Source organism: Cellulomonas fimi ATCC 484 (genome assembly GCF_000212695.1).
GTDB classification, from domain to species: domain Bacteria; phylum Actinomycetota; class Actinomycetes; order Actinomycetales; family Cellulomonadaceae; genus Cellulomonas; species Cellulomonas fimi.
Window position 1 is genome coordinate 396,250 of sequence record NC_015514.1, and the last position, 19,643, is coordinate 415,892.

The following is a 19,643-nucleotide window of genomic DNA, read 5'->3' on the forward strand; positions in this document are numbered from 1 at the left end:
GGGGCGTCGGACCGTCGTGCGTCAGGCCGGTGCTGCCACCTGTGCCGCCGGCGCGGTGGTGCCGGGGCCGGCGGGCGTGGTGCGCGACGCGGGCCCGGCGGGCGTACGCACGCCGACGAGCAGGTGGACGAGCAGCCCGACCTCGGCGACGGACGCGGGCACGACGAGCAGCGTCTCCACGCTCTCGGGCATCCCGGCGACGGCCACGACGACCGCGGACACGAGCCACGACACCGCACCCGCACCGACGACAGTCCCGGCGAACCGCACGAACATCCCCGACCGCGCGACGAGCAGCGCCATGGGGGCCATCCACAGGAAGAACGTCACGCCGGCGAGCCCGTAGAGCGCGTCCTGCAGGTCGAGCAGCAGCAGCGCGAGCCCGTCGGGGTCGCTGACGGCGCCGTGCACCGCGGGGTCGGTCACGACGAGCAGCGCCCCGACGTGGAAGGTGAGCGTCACCAGCACCATCGCGGCGCTGAGCCACGTGCCGAGGACGACCGCCGCCGCCGCGCGTGCGTGGACGTGGTGCAGCAGCCGCTGCAGGGTCAGGCCGAACAGCGCGAACGCGGTGGCCTGGAGCGCGTCCGCGGCGACGGCGAGGCGCATCGCGCCCTCGTGGGCGGCGACGGCCGCGGCGGTCGCGGCGGCGTCGTCGGGCACGAGCACCTGGCCGCGCGCGACGAGGTGCGCCCACCCGCCGAGCACGGCGACGACGAGGTAGAGGAGGCCCGCGAGGCGGGCGGTGCGCTGGGGTGTCATGACGGTGCTCCTCGGGGTGGGCGCGCGGCACCGGCACCGCGGCTCGTGGTGCGGAGCGGGGTGCTGGCGGGCGCGCGAGGGCGTGCGAGGGGAGGGCCGCGGCCGGGCGGCCTGCGGTCCGGTGCGCCGCGGGCGGCGGCGGTACGCGGTGGTGCGGTGGTGCGGTGGTGCGGGGTCAGCCGTCGTCGTCGGGGTACTGGAAGACCTCGTCGAGCGGGACCCCGAGCACCCGCGCGATCTGGAAGGCCATCTCGAGCGTGGGCGAGTAGCGGCCCTGCTCGATGGCGATGACGGTCTGCCGCGTGACACCGATGCGCCGTGCGAGCTCCGCCTGCGTCATCTCGTCCGCCGCGAAGCGCAGCGCGCGGATCCGGTTCGTGACGCGCGTCGTCCTACCCATCGAAGCTCCCGCGGTACGCGCGGAGCTGGGCGACCGCGCCGGCCGTCGTGCCGGCCGCGCCGAGGACGAAGAGCGTGGTGCCGATCCAGAACGGGTCGACCTCGAGCATCGCGAGCGCGAGGACCGCGACCGCGCCGACCGCCGTGCCGACCAGGGCGATCCGGTCGCCGTGCCGCAGGATCTGCGTGTCGCGCACGTCCTGCGCGGTCTCGTGGTCGCGGCTGACGATCGCGAGGAGGATCGCGCCGACGATGCTGCCGACGACGGTCAGGGCGATCGACCAGAGCATGGGTCCCGCCCACGCGACGTCGGCGACCGGCTGGCTCAGCAGGCGGGGGACGACGACGGCGAGGTACCCGGCGGTGCTGAGCGGCACGACGACGGCCGTCGTCCACGCGGTCCGCTCGCCGGAGGACAGGGGGGCGTGATCGTCGTCGGTGCGCATCGAGGGCTCCGCTCGGTCGGGTGCTGACACCGACGAATGTATGGCAGAGCCGACATCATGTCTAGTTTTCTTGACATCGAATCGGCCGGCCAGGGGCCGCGGGCCGGGTGGGCCGCGCGCGGTCGGATCAGCGCGGGAGCGCCGCGAGCAGCTCCGGGTCGTCCATCCCCGGCAGTGCGTACCCGGCGGCGTCGTCCCACGGGACCGACTCGTCGTCGAGGCGCACCGACCACCACGCGTCGGGCAGCGCGCGCCGCAGCTCCGTGAGCGCGCCGCACCAGTGCAGCAGCGCCGCGAGCGCGTGCAGCGGGTGCGCGGGCAGCGTCGTCGAGCCGTGGAGCAGCACCGCGTCGGGCAGCGGCGACGCGTCGAGGGTCAGTCGGGGGGCTTCGAGCCGCAGGCTCGCGTTCTGCTCGTCGAGGATGCGGGCGACGAGCGCCTCCTCGTGCGGGGCGAGGGGTGCGGGGCGCTCGGCGAGGTACTTCAGGGACACGGCCACGGCCGCACAACGTACCGTCTGGTACCGCCCGCTTGCGACGGGTTCCGCCCGAATGGTCCCCCTGCCAGCTCCGCCCTCGGCCTGCCCCGCCGGATCACACCCGCGCGCCCTCGCGCTCCTGCCGCGTCGAGAGGACGGGCCGGGGAGACTGGCACGTGCATGGCGCGGTCTCGCGGGCCTGTCGCAGTCGCGGCCCGGACGGGCGCGGCGAGGGCGCGCGGGTGGAGGGTCGGGGTGCGGGAAGCATGGATCGAACGGCCCAGGTCGGGGCGTCCACATGATGGGACGATGGTCGGGCCGGTGACCCCGGCGACCCGTATCCCGGACGTCCGCCGACGTCCCGCGCACTCACGAGGAGCGTCCCGCATGTCCGCCGTCACGATGCACCGGTCCGTCCCCGCCGCCCCCGCGACCACCCGGCTGGTGCAGCTGGTCTCCACGATCCGCTGGGCCCCCGCGCCGCGCTTCGAGGGCGACGCCGCCCACCGCGCCACCTACGTCGCCTACCTCGTGGGCAGCATGCTCGCGTGGACCCTCGCGGGCGTCGTCGTCGCCGTCGGGATCGACCGCCTCCTCGCGCTCGCGGGCTGACCGGCACGACCCCGCGCCGGCCCCCTGCCGGGTCCGCCCGGATCGTCGCATTGCTCCACCCGGGCGAATCGGGCAGCAGATGACGAAAGGGGAGGCGCTCTCCCGCTAGCCTGCGCGCCGTGCCCCTGCTCGCGCCGCCCGACTCGCGGCCCGCCGTCCGACCCGTCCCGACACCGCTCGGCGACCCCGCCCGCGCGCGCCGGCTGCTGCTGCCGCAGGGCACGGGCCGCGACGTCACCCCCACGGACGCCGCGCTGCTCGACCGGCGTGCCCGCGCGGCCGCCGCCGTGGGTCGTCGTCGCCTCGCCACCGCGCTCGGCCCGCGCGTCATGCGGGTCGTCGTCGCGTGCGCGGCGCTCGCGTCCCTCGGGCTCGTCGCCCTGACGGCGACGCTCGCGCCGCTCGGCGAGGACCTGCTGCACGGGCCCGTGAGCGACGCGACGTGGGCGACGCTGCCCACCGCGCTCGTGGTCGCGGTCCTCGGGTGGGCCGCCGGCACGGTCGTGGGCGTGCGGCTCGGCGCGCTCGTCGCATGGCTCGCCCTGCGGCCCGTCGCCGCGCGCGACCGCCGCCGGCTCGAGCACCTGCGCGCCGGGTCGCAGGTGCTCCCGGGCGTCGGCATCCGCCCGGGCTACGGTCGCAGCCGCACGGTCGAGCTGCCCGACGGCGGCTACGTCACCATCACGCGGCTGCAGGAGAGCGACGGCCAGGGCCGGCTGGTCGGGTTCAGCCGGTGCGGGCCGGGCGTCGACGGGGTCGCCCGCGCCGCCGCGGCGATGGCGCTGACCGACTGGCAGGTCGCGCACGGGGAGCGCCCCTGGTTCCCCTCCCTCGTCGGCGGCCGCACCCCCCAGCGGTGGGGCACCTTCGGCACCACCCCCTGACAGCGCGTCGGCGAGGCTGTGTGCCGACCTCGGCGTGCCCGCCGCGTCACGCCCGGGCGCGGTCTCGCCGGACCGACCGACGAGACCGCTGCGGCCGTCGCCGGCGACGCGGGGTCGCAGGCGACGGCCGGGCGACCGGTGCCGGTCAGGCGCGGGTGGTGAGCCAGGACTCGAACGCGTCGAAGCTCGTCGGGCGGCCCAGGAAGCGGGCGACGAGGTCGGCGGCGTCGGCCGTGCCGCCGGGGGCGAGGATCGTGTCGCGGTAGCGGCGACCCACCTCGGGGTTCATCAGGTCGTCGCCGAACGCGGTGCGCAGGTCCTTCGCGATGACGAGGCTCCAGAGGTACGTGTAGTAGGCGGAGCCGTACTCGTCGAGGTGGCCGAAGCCGCTCGTCTGGTGCGTGTCGGGCAGCGGCGCGTACGGGCCGAACCGTGCGTCGACGTCGGCGGTGAACGCGTCGAGGTCCGGCGGCGGAGCCGCGTGCAGGCCGTACGAGAGGGCCGCGAAGTTCAGCTGGCGCCGTGTCCACGCACCGCGGCCGAAGGCGTCGGCCCGCCGCATGCGCGCCACCAGGTCGGCCGGGATCGGCTCGCCGGACTCGTCGGTCGCGAACGAGCGCAGCACGTCGGCGTCCCAGCCCCACTCCTCGAGCAGCTGGCTCGGCGCCTCGACGAAGTCCCACTCGGTCGCGACGCCGGAGAACGACGTCCACCGCTGCCCGCCGCCGACGATCTCGTGCACCAGGTGCCCGAACTCGTGGAAGAACGTCAGCACGTCGTCGTGCTCGAGCGTGCCGGTGGAGAAGTTGCACAGGAGCGCGCCCTCCGGCAGGTGCCGGCCGGCGACGCCCGGGACCAGGGGGAACTGCGCGGCGTGGCTGAACTTGCCCGGCCGCGGGTGCATGTCGAGGTAGACCCGCCCGAGGGGCTGCCCGTCGGTGTCGAGGACGTCGTGGACCTCGACGTCCGGGTGCCACGTCGGTGCCTCGACGGGGACGAACGTGAGGCCCAGGAGCCGGGACACCGTGCCGATGACGCCCGCGCGCACCGCGTCGTAGCGGAAGTAGCGGCGGACCTCCTGCGCGTCGACGTCGTACTGCTCGCGCCGCACGACCTGGTCGTAGTACAGGCTGTCGGCCGGCGTGACGGCGGCCGCCTCCGGGTCGTCGGCGCGGTACCGCGCGAGCAGCACGTCGACGTCCTCGCGGGACCGCTCGACGGTCAGTGCGTCCAGGCGCTCCACGAACTCCTGGATCGCGGCTCCCGAGCCGATCATCTTGACCTCGGCGTCGTACGTCGGCCAGTCCGGGTACCCGAGCAGGTGCGCGCGCTCCTCGCGCAGCCGCAGCAGCTCCGCGAGCACCGGCGCGTTCTCCGGCCACCCGATCCGCAGGTACTCCGACGTCAGGGCCGCACGGACGCTCGCGTCGTGCGCGTAGGTCCGCACCGGGATCAGGTCGGGGTACTCCGTCGTGAGCGTGACGAGGCCCTCGTCGTCGGCCGGGTGCGCCGCGAGGAAGTCCTCCGGCAGGCCGTCGAGCTGCTCCGGCCGGACCCGGATGCTCCGTGCGCCGTCGCGGATGTGCCGCGCGAACTCGAGCCCCAGCTCCGTGCAGCGCTGCGCGAGCGCCTTGAGCCGGTCCCGCTCCTCGGGGGAGCGGTCCACACCCGCCCGGCGGAAGTCGCGCAGCACGTGCTCGCGCAGCCGGCGGGCGTCGTCGTCGAGCCCGTCCTCCGTCGTCGCCGCCAGGACCTCCCACAGCTCGCGGTCCAGGCCGCGCTCTGTGCCCAGGTCCTCGGCCGCCTGCGCGCGCTCCTCCGCGGCCGCCCGCAGGTCGGCGTCGGGGTGCACCTCGGACAGCAGGTGGGCGGCGGCCGAGGCGCGACCGAGGGCGAGGTCGCTCGCGTCCCACAGGTCGAGCACCTCGGCGGTGCTGCGCGGCGTGCCGTCCTTGAGCGTCGCGAGGTGCGCGCGCGCCGCGTCGAGCGACGCGTCGACGGTGTCGGTGAGGAAGGCCGGCCAGGCGCCGGCATCGGTGGGGAAGGCGGTCGGGGCGGCAGTCATGCGCCGACGTTACCCATCCCCGACCCCGGCCCTCCTCCCGATATCCCGCCGCGGCCCTGCCGCGCGCCACCGAGACGGCGCCAGACCGGCGGGGGCGGCACGGCCAGGTCGCGGACGCGTGGTGACGTCGCCGTCTCGGCGGGGAGCGGGGCGAAGGGGGATGCGTCAGGTGGGGGTGCGGCCCGTGTCGGGGGAGCGGTCCGTCAGGCAGTAGACGAGGCCGGCCGGGTCGCGCATCACCGTCCACTGCGGGAACCGCTCGACGAGCGTCGCGCCCAGGTCGACGTGCTCCGCGACCACCACGTCGCGGTCCGGACCGGCCGCCGCGAGGTCGACGTGACCGGTGACGCGCGTGCGGACGTCGTCGTCGCCGAGCCGCTGGACAAGGATCCGCAGCGGCATGCCGGCCGGGCGCTCCAGCGGGACGAGCTCGCGCGCCGTGTCGCCGTCGACGGCCCAGCCGGTGAGTGCGGACCAGAACGCACGCTCCTCGTCGACCAGCGGTGCGGGCACGTCGACCGCGAGCTGGTCCACGAGCGACCGGCCGCCCCGCGCCCCCGTGACCGGCGTCGGGCGGACACGCTCCCCGGCGTCGCGCACGACGCAGAACACGAAGCCCCCGGGCGAGGAGAGCACCACGTGCTCCTCGCGCATCAGCTCGGTCGCGCCGAGCTCGACGGCCCTCGCGGCGGCGGAGTCCACGTCGTCGACGTGCAGGTCGAGGTGGACGCGCGGCTCGCCCGGCAGGTCCTGCACGCGCAGGAAGGCGTCCCCGGACGGCGGCAGGAGCGTCGCGAACTGGCCGCGGTCGCCGCGCGGCGGTGACAGGACGGTGCCGGTCACCGCCCGCCAGAAGGTCACGCCGGCGTCGAACCGGTCGGTCGGGAGGTCCAGGAAGAGGGTCGTCCACACCACGCGCACGCCGTCATCGTGCCGCACGTCGGGCACCGCGCGCGGCGTCAGCGGGGCAGCAGGAACGGGATCGCGCCCGGCGTCGGCGTGAGGAGGCCGCGGTCGGCGCGGATCGCGGACCTCACGGACAGGACCAGTCCGTAGATGCCGAGAACCGGGACCAGGAGGATCACGACCCCGATGGGGAAGAACCCCTGCGGCTCGTCGCGCGCCACCACGAGCACCAGCACGACGTGCACCAGGAGCAGAACGACCGTGTAGGCGAGCTGGCTGAGCTGCCAGTTGACGGCCCGCCGCACGACCTCGGCCGCGGTCGGCTCCAGGCGCGCCCGGACGCTCGACCGGTAGACCAGGACCGCCCCGGCGGCGATCGCGTTGCTGACGACCGGGGCGCACAGCAGCGTGAGCAGGCCCAGCCACCAGGCGGCCGACCCGGTGACGGGCGGGCCTGCGGGCGGGTACGGCGGGACGGGCGGCTGCGGCGGGACGGGCGGCGTGGGGGGATACGTGGGGCCGGTCACGGCGCCCATCCCACCACGCCGCCCGCCGGGCTCAGGGAGTCGCTCCGGGGTTCGGGACGCCGGACACGGTCGCCTCGACCTCGACGGCGACGGTCCCGCCGTCGGCGAGGGTGCCGACGACCTCGCGCGGCTCGGCGGTGCCCGGCCACCACGCCGCCCAGGTCCCGGACGCGGCGGTCGCCTCGACGCTCGTCCCGTCGGCGAGCACGACCTCCACGGCGCCGACGTCCGGCGCGACGCGGCCCAGCGCCATGCTCCACTGCTCGCCGGCCACCGTGTACCGCCCGCTGACGGCGACCGTCAGCCCTCCCGCGGACGGTGCGGCGAACGCGTCGGTGCTGACGACGGCGACGCTCTCCCCGTCGACGGCGGGCGACCCCGACCCGGCGTACGCCATGCCGCCGTCGGTCGAGTGGCCGTCGACGAACGAGAAGCCCGGGCCGGTGAAGCAGTACCGCACCCACGCGTCCGACGCGATGACCGTGAACGTGTGCGGGCCACGCTCCTCGGCGAGCAGCGGCGTCGCACCGTCGGCCGCGGGCATGTCGTGGGAGGACGCCGCGGCCTCGCACTCGCCGCCGCGGGCTGCGAGCGCGTCGCCCGTGAGCGGCGTCGGCACGGCCGTCCATCCCGCGAACGCGGGCTGGTCGCCCGGGGAGGGGAGCGTGAGCCCGGCGACCGTCAGCGCGGCGGCGCTCGCGGCGGCCAGACCCCAGCGGACGGGGTGGTGCCGCGTCGGGCGGGCCGGGGCGGCGGCGGCGTCGAGCCGGGCGAAGGTCAGGGTGCGGGCTGCGGCCAGGCCGGTGGGGTCGACGGGCGGCCGCGGCGCGTGGCGGGTGAGGGTGTCGGTGCCGGTCATGGGTCAGCCTCTCGTCGTCGGGGCGGTCGCGGTGCGGGGGGTGGTGGGGGCGGCGCGGGGCGTGCGGGGGGCGCCCGGTGCGGGGGTGTCGTCGGTGGTGTCGAGCGCGGCGTCGAGGCGGCGGCGAGCCCGGTGCAGGCGGACCTTGAAGGCGCCCGGGGTGCACCCGACGACGGCCGCGGCGGCGGTCGGGTCGAGCCCGTCCCAGGCGACGAGCAGGAGGGCCTCGCGCTCGCGGGCGCTCAGGGCGGCGAGCGCGCGCAGCAGGGCGTCGCGCTCGACGACCAGCGCGCCGGCGTGCTCGTCGTGCGCGGGCATGACGCGCTCCAGCCGGGCGACCTCGTCCGCCACGACCCGCGCGCGGTGCTGCGAGCGACGCTGGTTCGCGACGGTGTTCCGCGCGACGACGAGCAGCCACGGCAGCGGGTCGCCGGGGACGTCGACGAGCCGGCGCCACGCGACGAGGAACGTCTCGGAGACGACCTCCTGCGCCGTGTCGGGGTCGACGTGCCGCAGCGCGTAGGCCTGCACGCGGGCGGCGTACCGGTCCCACAGCGCCGCGAGGCGGAGGGTGTCGTCGTGGTGGCTCACACCAGGAAGTGTCCGGGCGGGGCCGTGGGTTACGTCAGGACCCGAACCGGGCCAGCGCACGCAGGTCGACGGCGTCGACGAGCAGCCCGGCGTCCTCGCGGACCCATCGCTGCCCGGTGGCGCGGCGCTCGGACGGCGACGCGAACCGGTACTGCCACAGGTGCGCGCGGACCCAGCGGGGTCGCTCGCCGTGGAACGGGTCGTGCGCGAGCAGCCGCAACGTCGGGCGGTCGGCCTCGAGCAGCCGGGCGAGGAACGGCGTGAACCAGCGCAGCTGCGCGGACGACCCGAGGCCGAGGAACCACATCCCCCAGTCGAGCCGCAGGTGGTACGGCGCGTACTGCCGGGGGAGCCGCCGCACGTCGCCGGGCTTGCCCCGGAACCCGTACTCGCGCCACGTCGCGCCCGCGCCGGGGTCCGCGTCGGGCGTCCCCTCGACGACGACCTCGGTGCGCCGCCGCGTGATGCTGCCGAACGCGCCGTACGCGTTGACGAGGTGCCACACGTTGAACGACGCGTTCATGCGCTGGTGCCGGGACAGCAGGTTGCGCAGGGGATGACGGCTCAGCCAGACGCAGAGCGCGGCGACCGTGAGGACGACGACGACGAACCACGCGGGCGCGTCGGCGCTCGCGGGCGCGGGAACGTCGACGCCGAGCGGGTCCAGGACGACGGCCCACGACCGGTCGTCGACGGCGGACGCGGCGAGCACGATCGTGAGCCAGTTGAGCCACGCGAAGTTGCCGGACAGCACGAGCCAGAGCTGCGTGACGATCATGACGCCCGCCCCGACGCTCGCGACGGGACCGGGGACCAGCAGCGTGAACGGCACGACGAGCTGCGCGACGTGGTTCGCGGCGACCTCAACCCGGTGCAGCGGCCGGGGCAGCAGGTGGAACAGCCGGCTGAGCGGCCCGGGCATGGGCTGCGTCTCGTGGTGGTAGTAGAGCGCGGTCAGGTCGCGCCACGCGGGGTCGCCGCGCCACTTGATGAGGCCCGCCCCCAGCTCCAGCCGGAAGACGAGCCACCACAGGAGCACCAGCACCGGCAGGGGCGGCGCGACGTCCGCCGAGCCGAGGAACGCCGCGAGGAACCCCGCCTCGAGCAGCAGCGACTCCCACCCGAACCCGTAGAACACCTGCCCGACGTTGACGACGGACAGGTACAGCGCCCACAGCACGAGGAACGCGAGCGCGGGTGCCCAGGGCGGCCCCTGCTGCGGCAGCCCGACGACGAGCGCTCCCGCGACGAGCAGCCCGGCCCAGCCGACGACGAGCACGAGCCGGTCGGAGTACCAGCGGTGGAACAGGCTGGGCGACGACCGCCACGGCACGCGCCGCACGAACGCCGGGACGGGGAGCAGCCCGTGCTCGCCGAGCAGCGGGCGGAACTGGTGCAGCACGGCGACGAACGCGACGACGAAGACGGCGGCGACGCCTCGTTGCACGACGGCGCGCGCGACCGTGTACCCCTGCGCGTCGAACCACTCCACGTCGGACCGTCCCCGGCTCCCGCACCGGCGCGGTCTGCTCCCGCCCGTCCAGCGTGGTCCGGGTGGGTGCAGCGCGCGAGCGCGGGCGCCGGGCGCCCCGTCAGCACGGTGCGGCGGCTCGCGCGCCGCGCCCGTCAGCGGGGTGCGGCGGCTCGCGCGCCGCGCCCGTCAGCGGGGTGCGGCGGTCTCCGCGGCCATGGCGACCTCGTGCTCGTGCGGGTGCCGGCGCTCGAGGGCGGCGCCCTCGACGTCCACGTCGGGCAGGACGCGGCCGAGCCAGCGCGGCAGCCACCACGCGCCGTCGCCGGCGAGGTGCATGAGCGCGGGGATGAGCACCATCCGCACGACGAACGCGTCGACGAGCACGCCGAACGCGAGGGCGAACCCGATGGGCCGGATCATCGCGGAGTGCGAGAACACGAAGCCGCCGAACACGGAGATCATGATGATCGCCGCGGCGGTGACGACGGAACGTCCGGCCCGCACGCCCTGCACGACGGCGAGCCGCGCGGGCGCCCCGTGGGCGTACGCCTCCCGCATCCCGGAGCCGAGGAACAGCATGTAGTCCATCGCGAGGCCGAACAGGATGCCGACGAGGACGGTCGGCAGGAAGTTCAGCACCGGGCCCGGGTTCTCGACGCCGAAGACGCCGGACAGCCAGCCCCACTGGTAGATCGCGACGACCCCGCCGAGCGCGGCGAAGAACGACAGGATGAACCCGAGCGTCGCGATGAGCGGCACGAACAGCGACCGGAACACGACGATGAGGATGAGCAGCGACAGCCCGACGACGACGGCGAGGTACGTCGGCAGGGAGTCGGCGAGCGTGTCGGACACGTCGATGTTGCCGCTGGCCTGGCCGGCGACACCGATGGTCACGCCACCGTCGAGCGTCAGGCCGCGCAGCGTGTGCACGAGCTCCTCGGTCGACTCGCTCGTCGGGCCCTCGGCGGGGATCACCTGGAACGCGACGGTCCGGCCGTCGTCGGAGGTGCCGATGGGGGCGACGGCGACGACGTCGTCCTGCTCGAACACCTGCCGGCCGACGGCCGCCTGGACGGCGGTCTCCTCACCCTCGGCAGGGGCCTCGGGCAGCTCGGCGACGACGAGCAGCGTGCCGTTCTGCCCCTCGCCGAAGCGCTCGGCGACGGTCGAGTAGGCGCGGTACTGCGTGGAGTCGTGCGGCTCGGACGAGCCGTCGGGCAGGCCGAGGCGCAGCTCGGTCGCGGGCAGCGCGACGACCACGAGGGCGACGACGGACAGCAGCGCGCGGGCCACGGCGCCGAGGGTCGACATGGGGCGCAGCGGCTTGCCCGGCAGGGGCGCGGGTGCGGTGTCGGCGTCGGGGTCCCGGCTCGCGAGCGTGGCGCGCTCCTTGCGGCTGAGCACGCGCATGCCGAGCAGCCGGAGCAGCGCGGGCGTCATGGTGACGGCGATGAGCACGGCGACGAGCACGCAGAACGCGCCGACGGTGCCCATGAGCCCGAGGAACGGGATGCCGGTGACGTTGAGCGCGAGGAGCGCGATGAGCACGGTCGCGCCCGCGAACACCACCGCGTTGCCGGACGTGCCGTTGGCGAGCCCGACGGACTCGTCGACGTCGTAGCCCTGCTTGAGCTGGCGGCGGTGCCGGTTGACGATGAACAGCGAGTAGTCGATGCCGACCGCGAGGCCGAGCATGACGCCGAGGATCGGGGTCACCGACACCATCTCGACGACGCCCGACAGGGACATCGCGCCGAGCGCACCGATGCCGACGCCGACGAGCGCGGTGAGGATCGGCAGGCCCGCGGCGACGAAGGTGCCGAGCATGACGACGAGGACGATGCCGGCGACGACGACGCCGATGACCTCGCCCGCGCCGAGCAGCTCGGGCACGCCGCCCGCGATCTCCGCGGAGAAGTCCACGTCCACGCCGTCGACGGGCGCGTCGGTGAAGACGGCCACGAGCGCGTCCTTCGACTCCTGCGCGAGCTCCATCTGCGGCACGGTGAACGTGACGGGTGCGACGGCGGCGCTGCCGTCGGCGGACACGAGCCGGATCTGGTCGGACATCTCCAGCAGCTCGGCGCCGGCCTCGAGCTGCGGCTCCTGCGCCTCGATCTCGGCGGTGCCGGCGTCGATCGTGGCCTGCTGCTCGGCGACGACCGCGAGCTGCGCGTCGACGGCGGCCTGCTGCGCGTCGAGCTGCGCCTGCTGCGCGTCGAGCTGCGCGGTGACCTGGATCGGCGCACCGGCCGCCTCGGCCTGCTGGCGCGCGGCGTCGAGCTGGGCCTGGGCGGCGTCGAGCTGCGCGGCGCCGGCCTCGAGCTGGGCGGCACCGGCGTCGAGCTGGGCCTGGCCGTCGGCGAGCTGCGCGCGTCCCTGCTCGAGCTGGGCGCGTCCGTCCTCGACCTGCTGGCGCTGCTGGTCGAGCTGCTCCTGCGCGGCGAACGGGTCGACGACCTCCTCGACCTCGGGGGAGTCCGACGCCTCGGCGACGAGGTCGGCGATCGCGGCGCGCTGCTCGTCGGTGAACGCCGAGCCGTCCTGCGTGGACAGCACGATCGTCCCGGTCCCGCCGGACGCGGACGGCAGCTTCTCCTCCAGGCGGTCGGTGACCTTCCCCGTGGGGGTGTCGGGGATCGAGAAGCTGCTGGCGAGCGTGCCGCCGGCGACGACGAACGCGACGCCGGCCGCGATCAGGACGGCGAACCAGGCGGCGACGACGGCCCGCGCGTGGCGCGCGGAGCCGCGACCGAGTCGGTACAGGAGTTCAGCCATGGTGGTCTTTCCGGTCGGGGCGGACGCCGGGGTGGCGGTGGCGGGTGGTGCTGTTCAGGGGGTGCGCGTGGACGCGGCCGACGGGACGGGTTCCGTGCCGCAGGTGGGTGCCACGGAGAAGACGGGCAGCGGCGCGTCGGCCGTGGGCACCGGCGGGTTGGTCGGCAGGGGACCGGCCGCGCCGTAGCCGGCGCGCGCGGAGGCGAGGAGGCGGCCCAGCAGCGCGTCCCACACCGCTCGGGACGCGGCGTCGTCGACGGCGCCCGTCGCGCGGTGCCAGTACGGGTGGATGACGAGCACGCCGCTCATGAGCGAGCCGACGAGCAGCTGCACGTCGAAGGGGTCGGCGTCGGGGTGCCGGCGCAGGAGCTCGGTGGACAGCCGGGCGCTGACCTCGGTGAGCGCGCGCCCGACCATCGCCTCGCGTCGCGGGGTGAGGGCGTCCGGGGTCGCGCCGCCGAGCAGGCGCGTGAGGTAGGCCATGGGCGTGACGAGGTCGGTCGTCGTGAGGGCGTGCGCGAGCTCGTCGAACATCGTGGCGTCGGGGTCCGCGGCCGCGCTGTGCTGCTCGAGGCTGTCGAAGACCGTGCCGAGGATCTCGCCGCACACGGTGGTGACGACGTCGTCGAGCGACTCGAAGTGGTTGAAGACGGTGCGCCGGGACACGTCGGCGCGCGCGGCGAGCTCGTCGACGGTGAAGGCGGTCCCGCCGGTCTCGTCGAGCAGGGCTGCGGCGGCGTCGAGGATCGCGCGGTGGTGACGCTCGCGCAGGGCCGCGCGTCGGCCTCCGGTCCGATCGATCACGTCACGACACTAAGTGCACCGTTGCACGGAGTGCAATCTGAGTCCTCCGTCCGGACGGCCGGTCCGGTCGCGCCCCGCGCGTCAGCGCGGACGGTGGTGCGGCGGGACGTCGTACAGGGCGTGCTCGGTGTGCTGCAGGACGTTCGCGACGAGCGCTGCGACGTGCTCGTCGGGCTGGCCGTAGAACACCGTCGTGCCGTCGCGCCGGGACGTGACGAGCCGCCCCGCCCGAAGGCGTGCGAGGTGCTGCGACACCGCAGGTGCGGGCCGTCCGAGGGCCTCGGCGATCGCGTTCACCGGCATCTCGGTGCCGTCGAGCATCGCGAGGATCGCGAGCCGCGTGCGGTCGGCCAGCAGCCGCAGCACCTCGACGGCGTGGTCGAGGTCCTCGTCGGGCGGAGCGGCGTGCGCACGGTCGGTGGGGTGGGTGGCGGCCACGGACGTCATGATCGCACCGAGGTCGCGTCGCCGGCCCGGTTCCGCGCACCGGTTCCGGGTGCGCGGCGCCACAGCAGTGCCGCCGCGACCGTCGCACCCGCCGCGACGACCGCCATCGTCAGCGCCGCGCCGTCGAGCGTCACGGCCCCGAGCCACCCGACCGCCGGGTAGGTGACGAGCCAGCACGCGTGCGACAGGGAGAACTGCGCGGCGAACGCCGCGCCCAGGTCGGGGCCGTCGACGTGCCGGCGCAGCAGCCGCCCGACGGGCGTCTCGACCGCCGACCAGCCGACGCCGACGAGCAGCCACAGCACCCCGACCGCCACCAGCGCGGCGGTGCCGTGCGCACCCAGCGCGAGCGGGACGAGGGCCGTGGCGACCGCGAGCAGGACGCCGCCGCCGAGCATGAGCGGCTTCTCCGGGACCGACCGGAGCACCGCGGGCAGCGCGAGCGCGGCGAGCATCGACCCGCCGCCCATCACCGCGAGCAGGAGTGCGACGACCCCCTCGTCCTGCCCGAGCGCCGTGCGTGCGACGACGACCGTCTGGACCAGCACGAACGCACCTGCGGCCGCGACCGCGACGTTGAGCGCGAGCACCGGACGCAGCGCGGCGCTGCGCACCAGCAGGTCGATGCCGTGCCGGGCCTGCGCGCCGAAGGCCCGCTCGGGCGTGTCGACGTCGGCGTGGGTCGCGCGCGGGGGCAGCGCCGTGCCGGCGACCAGCACCGCCGAGGCGGCGAACCCGACGGCCGTGCCGCCGAACAGCGCGTTCGACGGCACGAGCAGGAGGAGCGCCGCCGCGAGCACGGGCGACAGGACCGCCTCGAGGTCGTACGCGAGGCGGGACAGCGACAGTGCCGCGGTGTAGTCGTCCTCGTCGGTGAGGACGTCGGGGATCGTCGACTGGAACGTCGGGGTGAACGTCGCCGACGCCGCCTGCAGGACGAGCACGAGGACGTAGACCTGCCACACCTCGCCGACGAACGGCAGCGTCGCGGCGACGGCGAGCCGCACGAGATCCGCGGCGACCAGCACCGCCCGGCGGGGGAGCCGGACGACGGCGGCCGCGGCGACGGGCGCGACCAGGACGTACGCGACCATCTTGACCGCGAGCGCGGTCCCGAGCACCGTGCCGGCGTCGCTGCCCGCGAGCTCGAACGCGAGGAGGGCCAGGGCGACGGTCGCGAGGCCGGTGCCCGCGAGGGCGACGACCTGGGCGAGGAACAGCCGGCGGTAGACGGCGTGGGAGAGGGCGCGGCGCACGAGGCCACCTTCTCGCTGTCTGCGCAGATGCGCAAATAGCAAGCAACGCACGATCCCACGCGACGCCGGCGGTCGTGGGGTGCGGCCCCCGGGTCCGGCGTCAGGCGTGGCGGAGCATGAGCTCCGTCTCGGTGTCCCGGCCCATCGTCGGGTCGGGCGCGTCGGTCGTCGCCTGCGACGTGATCGTGTCCGCCAGGCGCACCGGCTCGGGCAGCGCGGCGTACCGCGCAGCCGGGTCGGGCTCGGGGTCGGTCCTGTCCGTCATCTCGCGACCTCTCGTCGACACGCCGTCCCCCGCAGGCTAGACCCGCGGGGGACGGCGTGGTGGTGGATCCAGTGGCCCGGCCGCCGGGGTCGCTGCCCGGTGGTCGACGCGCTCAGAACGGGCAGCTGCTGCGGACCTCGGAGTAGGCGAGACCGGACGGCGGCGGGCAGAGGAACTGCGTGTACCGCGTGTCCTGGTCGACGAACCGCTTGAGCCACGCGATCGCGTTGCGTGCGATCGGCGTGTTCGAGGTGTTCGGCGCGAAGTGGCTCGCGCCCCGCAGCTCGACGTAGGTGCGCGGGGTCGTCGCCGGCAGCGTGGAGTAGAACGGCTCGGCGTGGGTCGTGACGGACGCGATCGTGTCGTTCTCCGCGCCGACGACGAGCGTCGGCGTGCTCACCTCGGGCCACGTCTTGTCGAGGTTCCACGGAGTCAGCGCGATCGCGGCGCGCAGCGCCGGGTCGTCCTTGGCGGCCTCGAGCGTCCCGCCGCCACCCATCGAGTGCCCCATGACGGCGAGCCGCGACGGGTCGACGCGGTCGCGCACGGCGCTCGACGTGGTGAGGTACTGCAGGGCCGCGCGGAGCTGGTCGCCGCGCGACGACGGCTGGTCGGACGTCGTGCTCGTGTCGATCGTCATGACGACGAAGCCCTGGGACGCCAGGCGGGGCCCGAGCCACGCGATGCTCGACTGCCGCGCGGTGTACCCGGGCGAGATCGCCACGGCCCCGAAGGTGCCCTGCGAGCGGTCGGTCGGGTAGTAGATGGTCGCGCCGCCGAACCCGCTCACCGCCCACCGGGAGACGGAGGTGCTGGCCGTGGCGAACGGTCCGCGGCTGGCCTCGATGCTGGCCACCGTGGGTGCGGGTCCGCGCTCGTACGGGTTGTCGGCGGCCTGCGCCGGTGCGACGGCCCCGGTGAGTGCGACCGCGAGCGCCGCGACGGTGAGGCGCGCGCGGGTGGTGAGGTTCTTCATGACGTCCCCCCCAGGAGTCAGACGAAGGACAACTCAGGTGATCGGTGACATTACTGCGCCGAGGCGCCCGACGGAAGACCCGACCGACCAGTCGGTCCGTGTGGCGCGCAGGGTCACGCCTCGGCGTCGGGGGCGGGCCTGTGGGCGATCAGCGCGGGGGCTCCCGCGGCCGTCGCGGCCAGGAATGTCGCGGCGAGGACCACGTAGGCCCACCGGATGCCCCAGGTGTCCGCGACGTAGCCGAGCAGCAGCGCGGTGACGAGCCCGCTGCCGGGCAGCGCCGCGGTCCACGCGCCCATGACCCGGCCGCGCAGGTGCGGCGGGGAGGTCAGCTGCACGAGAGTGTTGGCCGCGGCGACGAACCAGATCGACACGAACCCGAGAACCGCCGCCGCGACGACGGCGGCCGCGAAGCCGGGCGCGAGCCCCACCGGCAGGATCGCCAGCCCCGTCGCGAGTGCCAGGCCGGCCACGAGCCGCCCCGAGGGTTCACCCCGACCTCCCGCGGCGGCGATCGCGCCCGGCAGCGCACCGAGCCCGAAGGCGGCCATGAGCGCCCCGAACCCGTGCGGCGGCAGGTCGAGCGCGTCGGTCGCGAGGACAGGGACGAGCACGCCCTGGTTGAAGATCATCGTGCTCGCCGCCGCGAGCAGGAGGCACGCCCGCACGAGCGGGTGCCGGAACGCGTACGCGAGGCCCGCGCGCATCGTCACGGCGGGGTGGCTGTCGACGGCTGGGGGTGCGGCACCGCGACGCACCCGCAGCGCCACCAGCACACCGAGCGGGAGCAGGTACGTCGAGGCGTTGAACGCGAAGCACGCGGCCGGGCCGACCAGGGCGAGGAGCACCCCGCCGATCGACGGGCCGACGACGCGCGCCGCGTTCATCACGACCTCGTACAGGCTCACCGCGCTCGCCAGGCGCTCCCGGCCCACGAGGTCGAGGACGAACACCTGGCGCGCGGGCCCGTCGACGGCAGCGACCGCACCGGACACGAACGCGATCGCGAGCACCATGGGCACCGTGATCACGTCCGTCGCGGTCAGGACGGCGAGCAGCGCGCCGATCGACAGCAGCAGCACCTGGGTCACGAGCAGGAGCCGGCGCCGGTCGAACCGGTCCACGAGCATCCCCGCCGGGGCGGCGCCGACGAGGATCGGCAGCATCGCCGCGGTCGTGACCAGGCCGAGGTCGACCGCCCGCCCCGAGAGGCTGAGCACCAGCCAGGCGAGGCCCGCGGCCTGCGTGACGTGGCCCGACGACGAGAGCACCTGCCCGAGGAACCACCAGCGGTAGCGCGGCTCGGCGAGCGAGGAGAACGCGGACCGGGTCCGGCCGAGGCCGGCTCGCACCGACGCCGCGAGGGCGGTGCTCTGCTCGGCCGGTGCGCTGCTCTGCTCGACCGGTGCGCTGCCCTGCCCGGCCGCGCGGCGGTCGCTGGCGGGGCGGGGGTCGGTCGTCTCCGTGCCGGTCACCCGAGGATCCTGCCAGCGCCTCCCCGCCCGCCGACCCCCATTTCCCCCGCTCGCTCCCGCGGGGGCGTCGCCTCCTCGAACGCCCCCGGCCTCCCCGTCCGCCGGTTCCGTCCTCGGGCCCGACCTGGCGTCCGCTCCCCGAGGCGGACCGGTGGGCGGTGCGGTGGGGGCGGTGCGCGCGGATGATGGGACCGTGACGGACAGCTCACTGAGCGGTCGGCTCCTCGTGGCCAAGAACCGGCTGCTCGACCCGAACTTCCACCGCACCGTGGTGCTGCTGCTCGACCACGGGCACGAGGGCGCGTTCGGCGTCGTCCTCAACCGGCCCGTGGACGTCGACGTGGACGTCGTCCTGCCCGCCTGGCAGGAGGCGGTGTGCGTGCCGTCGACCCTGTTCCAGGGTGGTCCGGTCGGTCTGGACGGGGCCATCGGCGTGGTCACCGCCCCGCCCGGGGCGAGGCTGCCGGGGACCGTCGACCGGCTCGTCGGGCCGTTCGGGCTCGTCGACCTCGACTCCGACCCGGCGGAGCTCGACGGTCTCGTGACGGGCGTCCGCGTGTTCGCAGGGCATGCCGGCTGGGGGCCGGGGCAGCTCGAGGCGGAGGTCGAGGAAGGGTCCTGGTACGTGCTGGACGCCGAGTCGACGGATGCGGTGACGCCGGAGCCGGAGCTGCTGTGGCGGCGCGTGCTGCGTCGGCAGGGTGGCGACCTGGCGATCGTGTCGACGTTCGCGGAGGACGCGTCCTTGAACTGACCGCGGCAGGCGGCGCCCGGCCGGCGCCGGGCGGGTGCGGCCGGGCGACGCGCGCGGTGTCAGCCGACGGAGCGCAGGTCCTCGTCGGTGCCGGGGTCGCCCGCGGCGGCGGGCTCCCAGCGCAGGAGGTCGCCGGGCTGGCAGTCGAGGACCTCGCACAGCGCCTCGAGCGTCGTGAAGCGGACGGCCTTGGCGCGGCCGTTCTTCAGCACGGCGAGGTTCGCGGGCGTGATGCCGACGCGGTCGGCGAGGTCGCCGACCGACATCTTGCGGCGGGCGAGCATGACGTCGATGTCGACGACGATCGGCATCAGATCACCTCGTCGAGCTCGGCGCGCAGGGTCGTCGCGGTGGTGTCGAGGGCGACGGCCTGCAGCAGCAGCATCCGCAGCACGAAGACGACGAGCGCGATGAGCGCGGTGCCGACGCCGCCGATGACCACGAGCATGACCATGCCGGGCGGGACGGCCTCGCCGGGGGCGAGGACGAAGGACAGGACGACCGCGAGGAGGGTCGCGGCGACGGCGGCGCCGATCACGACGTCGACGTACCGGAACGCCTTCGTGGAGAAGACGGTGTCGCGGCGGACCATCGTCACCAGCCGCCAGATGCCGACGAGCGCCACCTGGCCGCAGAGTGCCGCGAGCGCGCCGATGACGGGCAGGGTCCAGCGCAGGTGCGCGACCTCGGGGCCGGCCTCCTGCAGGTCGATGCCGAGCAGCGGCATGAGGAAGCCCTGCACGAACAGCAGGCCGGTGAACGCGAGCACGATCACCACGCGCAGGGCGAGGATGGCCAAGCGGCCCATGGGCACCTCACAGGGTCGTCGATCGAGGATCGATCTATCGAATAACGATAGAAGGCTATCGTTCCGCGTTCGAT

Annotated in this window: 22 protein-coding genes; 3 read left to right on the top strand and 19 right to left on the bottom strand. The window is 75.3% G+C overall.

What is annotated here, in order from left to right; all coding sequences use genetic code 11:
- Positions 1–21: 21 nt before the first annotated feature.
- The 4 genes from CELF_RS01745 to CELF_RS01760 all read right to left on the bottom strand — a co-directional run bounded on the left by CELF_RS01745 (position 22) and on the right by CELF_RS01760 (position 2,106).
- Positions 22–762: a DUF4386 domain-containing protein gene (locus CELF_RS01745; RefSeq protein WP_013769526.1), complete on the bottom strand. Its 741-nt coding sequence runs from the start codon at positions 760–762 to the stop codon at positions 22–24.
- Between the two features lie 175 nt (positions 763–937).
- Positions 938–1,162, bottom strand: coding sequence for a helix-turn-helix transcriptional regulator (locus tag CELF_RS01750; protein WP_013769527.1), 225 nt, complete (start codon positions 1,160–1,162; stop codon positions 938–940).
- Positions 1,155–1,607, bottom strand: a complete 453-nt coding sequence (locus tag CELF_RS01755) for a hypothetical protein (RefSeq protein ID WP_013769528.1) — start codon at positions 1,605–1,607, stop codon at positions 1,155–1,157. The genes CELF_RS01750 and CELF_RS01755 overlap by 8 nt, the downstream gene beginning before the upstream one ends.
- A 127-nt stretch (positions 1,608–1,734) precedes the next feature.
- Positions 1,735–2,106, bottom strand: a complete 372-nt coding sequence (locus CELF_RS01760; protein ID WP_013769529.1) for a hypothetical protein — start codon at positions 2,104–2,106, stop codon at positions 1,735–1,737.
- Between the two features lie 366 nt (positions 2,107–2,472).
- Between CELF_RS01760 and CELF_RS01765 the strand changes: the two genes are divergently transcribed.
- Entirely contained in the window at positions 2,473–2,697 is a 225-nt protein-coding gene (locus CELF_RS01765) for a hypothetical protein (RefSeq protein ID WP_013769530.1), read from the top strand.
- A gap of 119 nt (positions 2,698–2,816) precedes the next feature.
- Positions 2,817–3,581, top strand: a complete 765-nt coding sequence (locus CELF_RS01770; RefSeq protein ID WP_013769531.1) for a hypothetical protein — start codon at positions 2,817–2,819, stop codon at positions 3,579–3,581.
- 145 nt (positions 3,582–3,726) lie between these two features.
- Here CELF_RS01770 and CELF_RS01775 read toward each other — a convergent pair whose 3' ends face one another.
- The 13 genes from CELF_RS01775 to CELF_RS01835 all read right to left on the bottom strand — a co-directional run bounded on the left by CELF_RS01775 (position 3,727) and on the right by CELF_RS01835 (position 18,007).
- The gene (locus tag CELF_RS01775; protein ID WP_013769532.1) at positions 3,727–5,646 is read right to left on the bottom strand and encodes a M3 family metallopeptidase; all 1,920 of its coding nucleotides are present in this window, start codon (positions 5,644–5,646) and stop codon (positions 3,727–3,729) included.
- Positions 5,647–5,811: 165 nt separating this feature from the next.
- Positions 5,812–6,567 (bottom strand): VOC family protein, encoded by a 756-nt coding sequence (locus tag CELF_RS01780; protein ID WP_041553704.1) that lies wholly within the window; start codon positions 6,565–6,567, stop codon positions 5,812–5,814.
- A gap of 38 nt (positions 6,568–6,605) precedes the next feature.
- Complete coding sequence (locus tag CELF_RS01785; protein ID WP_126297643.1) at positions 6,606–7,079, bottom strand: magnetosome magnetite crystal formation protein family; 474 nt, start codon at positions 7,077–7,079, stop codon at positions 6,606–6,608.
- Between the two features lie 31 nt (positions 7,080–7,110).
- The gene (locus tag CELF_RS01790; protein ID WP_013769535.1) at positions 7,111–7,938 is read right to left on the bottom strand and encodes a hypothetical protein; all 828 of its coding nucleotides are present in this window, start codon (positions 7,936–7,938) and stop codon (positions 7,111–7,113) included.
- A gap of 3 nt (positions 7,939–7,941) precedes the next feature.
- On the bottom strand, positions 7,942–8,529 hold the full coding sequence (locus tag CELF_RS01795; RefSeq protein WP_013769536.1) for an RNA polymerase sigma factor: 588 nt from the start codon (positions 8,527–8,529) through the stop codon (positions 7,942–7,944).
- 34 nt (positions 8,530–8,563) lie between these two features.
- Entirely contained in the window at positions 8,564–10,021 is a 1,458-nt protein-coding gene (locus CELF_RS01800; RefSeq protein WP_013769537.1) for a lipase maturation factor family protein, read from the bottom strand.
- Positions 10,022–10,189: 168 nt separating this feature from the next.
- Positions 10,190–12,784, bottom strand: a complete 2,595-nt coding sequence (locus CELF_RS01805) for an MMPL family transporter (protein ID WP_013769538.1) — start codon at positions 12,782–12,784, stop codon at positions 10,190–10,192.
- Between the two features lie 54 nt (positions 12,785–12,838).
- Positions 12,839–13,588 (bottom strand): TetR/AcrR family transcriptional regulator, encoded by a 750-nt coding sequence (locus CELF_RS01810; RefSeq protein WP_013769539.1) that lies wholly within the window; start codon positions 13,586–13,588, stop codon positions 12,839–12,841.
- Positions 13,589–13,669: 81 nt separating this feature from the next.
- Entirely contained in the window at positions 13,670–14,035 is a 366-nt protein-coding gene (locus CELF_RS01815) for an ArsR/SmtB family transcription factor (RefSeq protein WP_013769540.1), read from the bottom strand.
- A complete protein-coding gene (locus CELF_RS01820; protein WP_013769541.1) occupies positions 14,032–15,291 on the bottom strand; it encodes an MFS transporter in 1,260 nt (419 codons plus the stop codon). The genes CELF_RS01815 and CELF_RS01820 overlap by 4 nt, the downstream gene beginning before the upstream one ends.
- Positions 15,292–15,391: 100 nt before the next feature.
- Complete coding sequence (locus tag CELF_RS01825) at positions 15,392–15,556, bottom strand: hypothetical protein (protein WP_013769542.1); 165 nt, start codon at positions 15,554–15,556, stop codon at positions 15,392–15,394.
- 112 nt (positions 15,557–15,668) lie between these two features.
- Positions 15,669–16,532 carry an alpha/beta hydrolase family protein gene (locus tag CELF_RS01830; protein ID WP_013769543.1) on the bottom strand — a complete coding sequence of 288 codons (864 nt, stop codon included), beginning with the start codon at positions 16,530–16,532 and terminating at the stop codon, positions 15,669–15,671.
- A gap of 113 nt (positions 16,533–16,645) precedes the next feature.
- Complete coding sequence (locus CELF_RS01835; protein WP_013769544.1) at positions 16,646–18,007, bottom strand: MFS transporter; 1,362 nt, start codon at positions 18,005–18,007, stop codon at positions 16,646–16,648.
- Between the two features lie 193 nt (positions 18,008–18,200).
- Between CELF_RS01835 and CELF_RS01840 the strand changes: the two genes are divergently transcribed.
- Positions 18,201–18,761 (top strand): YqgE/AlgH family protein, encoded by a 561-nt coding sequence (locus CELF_RS01840; protein ID WP_041553309.1) that lies wholly within the window; start codon positions 18,201–18,203, stop codon positions 18,759–18,761.
- Positions 18,762–18,820: 59 nt separating this feature from the next.
- On the opposite strand, the gene CELF_RS01845 is transcribed toward CELF_RS01840, so the two are convergent.
- The gene (locus CELF_RS01845) at positions 18,821–19,072 is read right to left on the bottom strand and encodes a helix-turn-helix domain-containing protein (protein ID WP_013769546.1); all 252 of its coding nucleotides are present in this window, start codon (positions 19,070–19,072) and stop codon (positions 18,821–18,823) included.
- Positions 19,072–19,569 carry a DUF2975 domain-containing protein gene (locus CELF_RS01850; protein WP_013769547.1) on the bottom strand — a complete coding sequence of 166 codons (498 nt, stop codon included), beginning with the start codon at positions 19,567–19,569 and terminating at the stop codon, positions 19,072–19,074. Before CELF_RS01850 ends, CELF_RS01845 begins: the two co-directional genes overlap by 1 nt.
- Between the last annotated feature and the right edge of the window lie 74 nt (positions 19,570–19,643).

Coding starts and splice junctions, on each gene's coding strand:
- CELF_RS01750 (WP_013769527.1), bottom strand. CDS start 1,162: ATGGGTAGGACGACGCGCGTCACGAACCGGATCCGCGCGCTGCGCTTC.
- CELF_RS01805 (WP_013769538.1), bottom strand. CDS start 12,784: ATGGCTGAACTCCTGTACCGACTCGGTCGCGGCTCCGCGCGCCACGCG.
- CELF_RS01830 (WP_013769543.1), bottom strand. CDS start 16,532: ATGAAGAACCTCACCACCCGCGCGCGCCTCACCGTCGCGGCGCTCGCG.
- CELF_RS01825 (WP_013769542.1), bottom strand. CDS start 15,556: ATGACGGACAGGACCGACCCCGAGCCCGACCCGGCTGCGCGGTACGCC.
- CELF_RS01845 (WP_013769546.1), bottom strand. CDS start 19,072: ATGCCGATCGTCGTCGACATCGACGTCATGCTCGCCCGCCGCAAGATG.
- CELF_RS01790 (WP_013769535.1), bottom strand. CDS start 7,938: ATGACCGGCACCGACACCCTCACCCGCCACGCGCCGCGGCCGCCCGTC.
- CELF_RS01765 (WP_013769530.1), top strand. CDS start 2,473: ATGTCCGCCGTCACGATGCACCGGTCCGTCCCCGCCGCCCCCGCGACC.
- CELF_RS01850 (WP_013769547.1), bottom strand. CDS start 19,569: ATGGGCCGCTTGGCCATCCTCGCCCTGCGCGTGGTGATCGTGCTCGCG.
- CELF_RS01745 (WP_013769526.1), bottom strand. CDS start 762: ATGACACCCCAGCGCACCGCCCGCCTCGCGGGCCTCCTCTACCTCGTC.
- CELF_RS01755 (WP_013769528.1), bottom strand. CDS start 1,607: ATGCGCACCGACGACGATCACGCCCCCCTGTCCTCCGGCGAGCGGACC.
- CELF_RS01775 (WP_013769532.1), bottom strand. CDS start 5,646: ATGACTGCCGCCCCGACCGCCTTCCCCACCGATGCCGGCGCCTGGCCG.
- CELF_RS01815 (WP_013769540.1), bottom strand. CDS start 14,035: ATGACGTCCGTGGCCGCCACCCACCCCACCGACCGTGCGCACGCCGCT.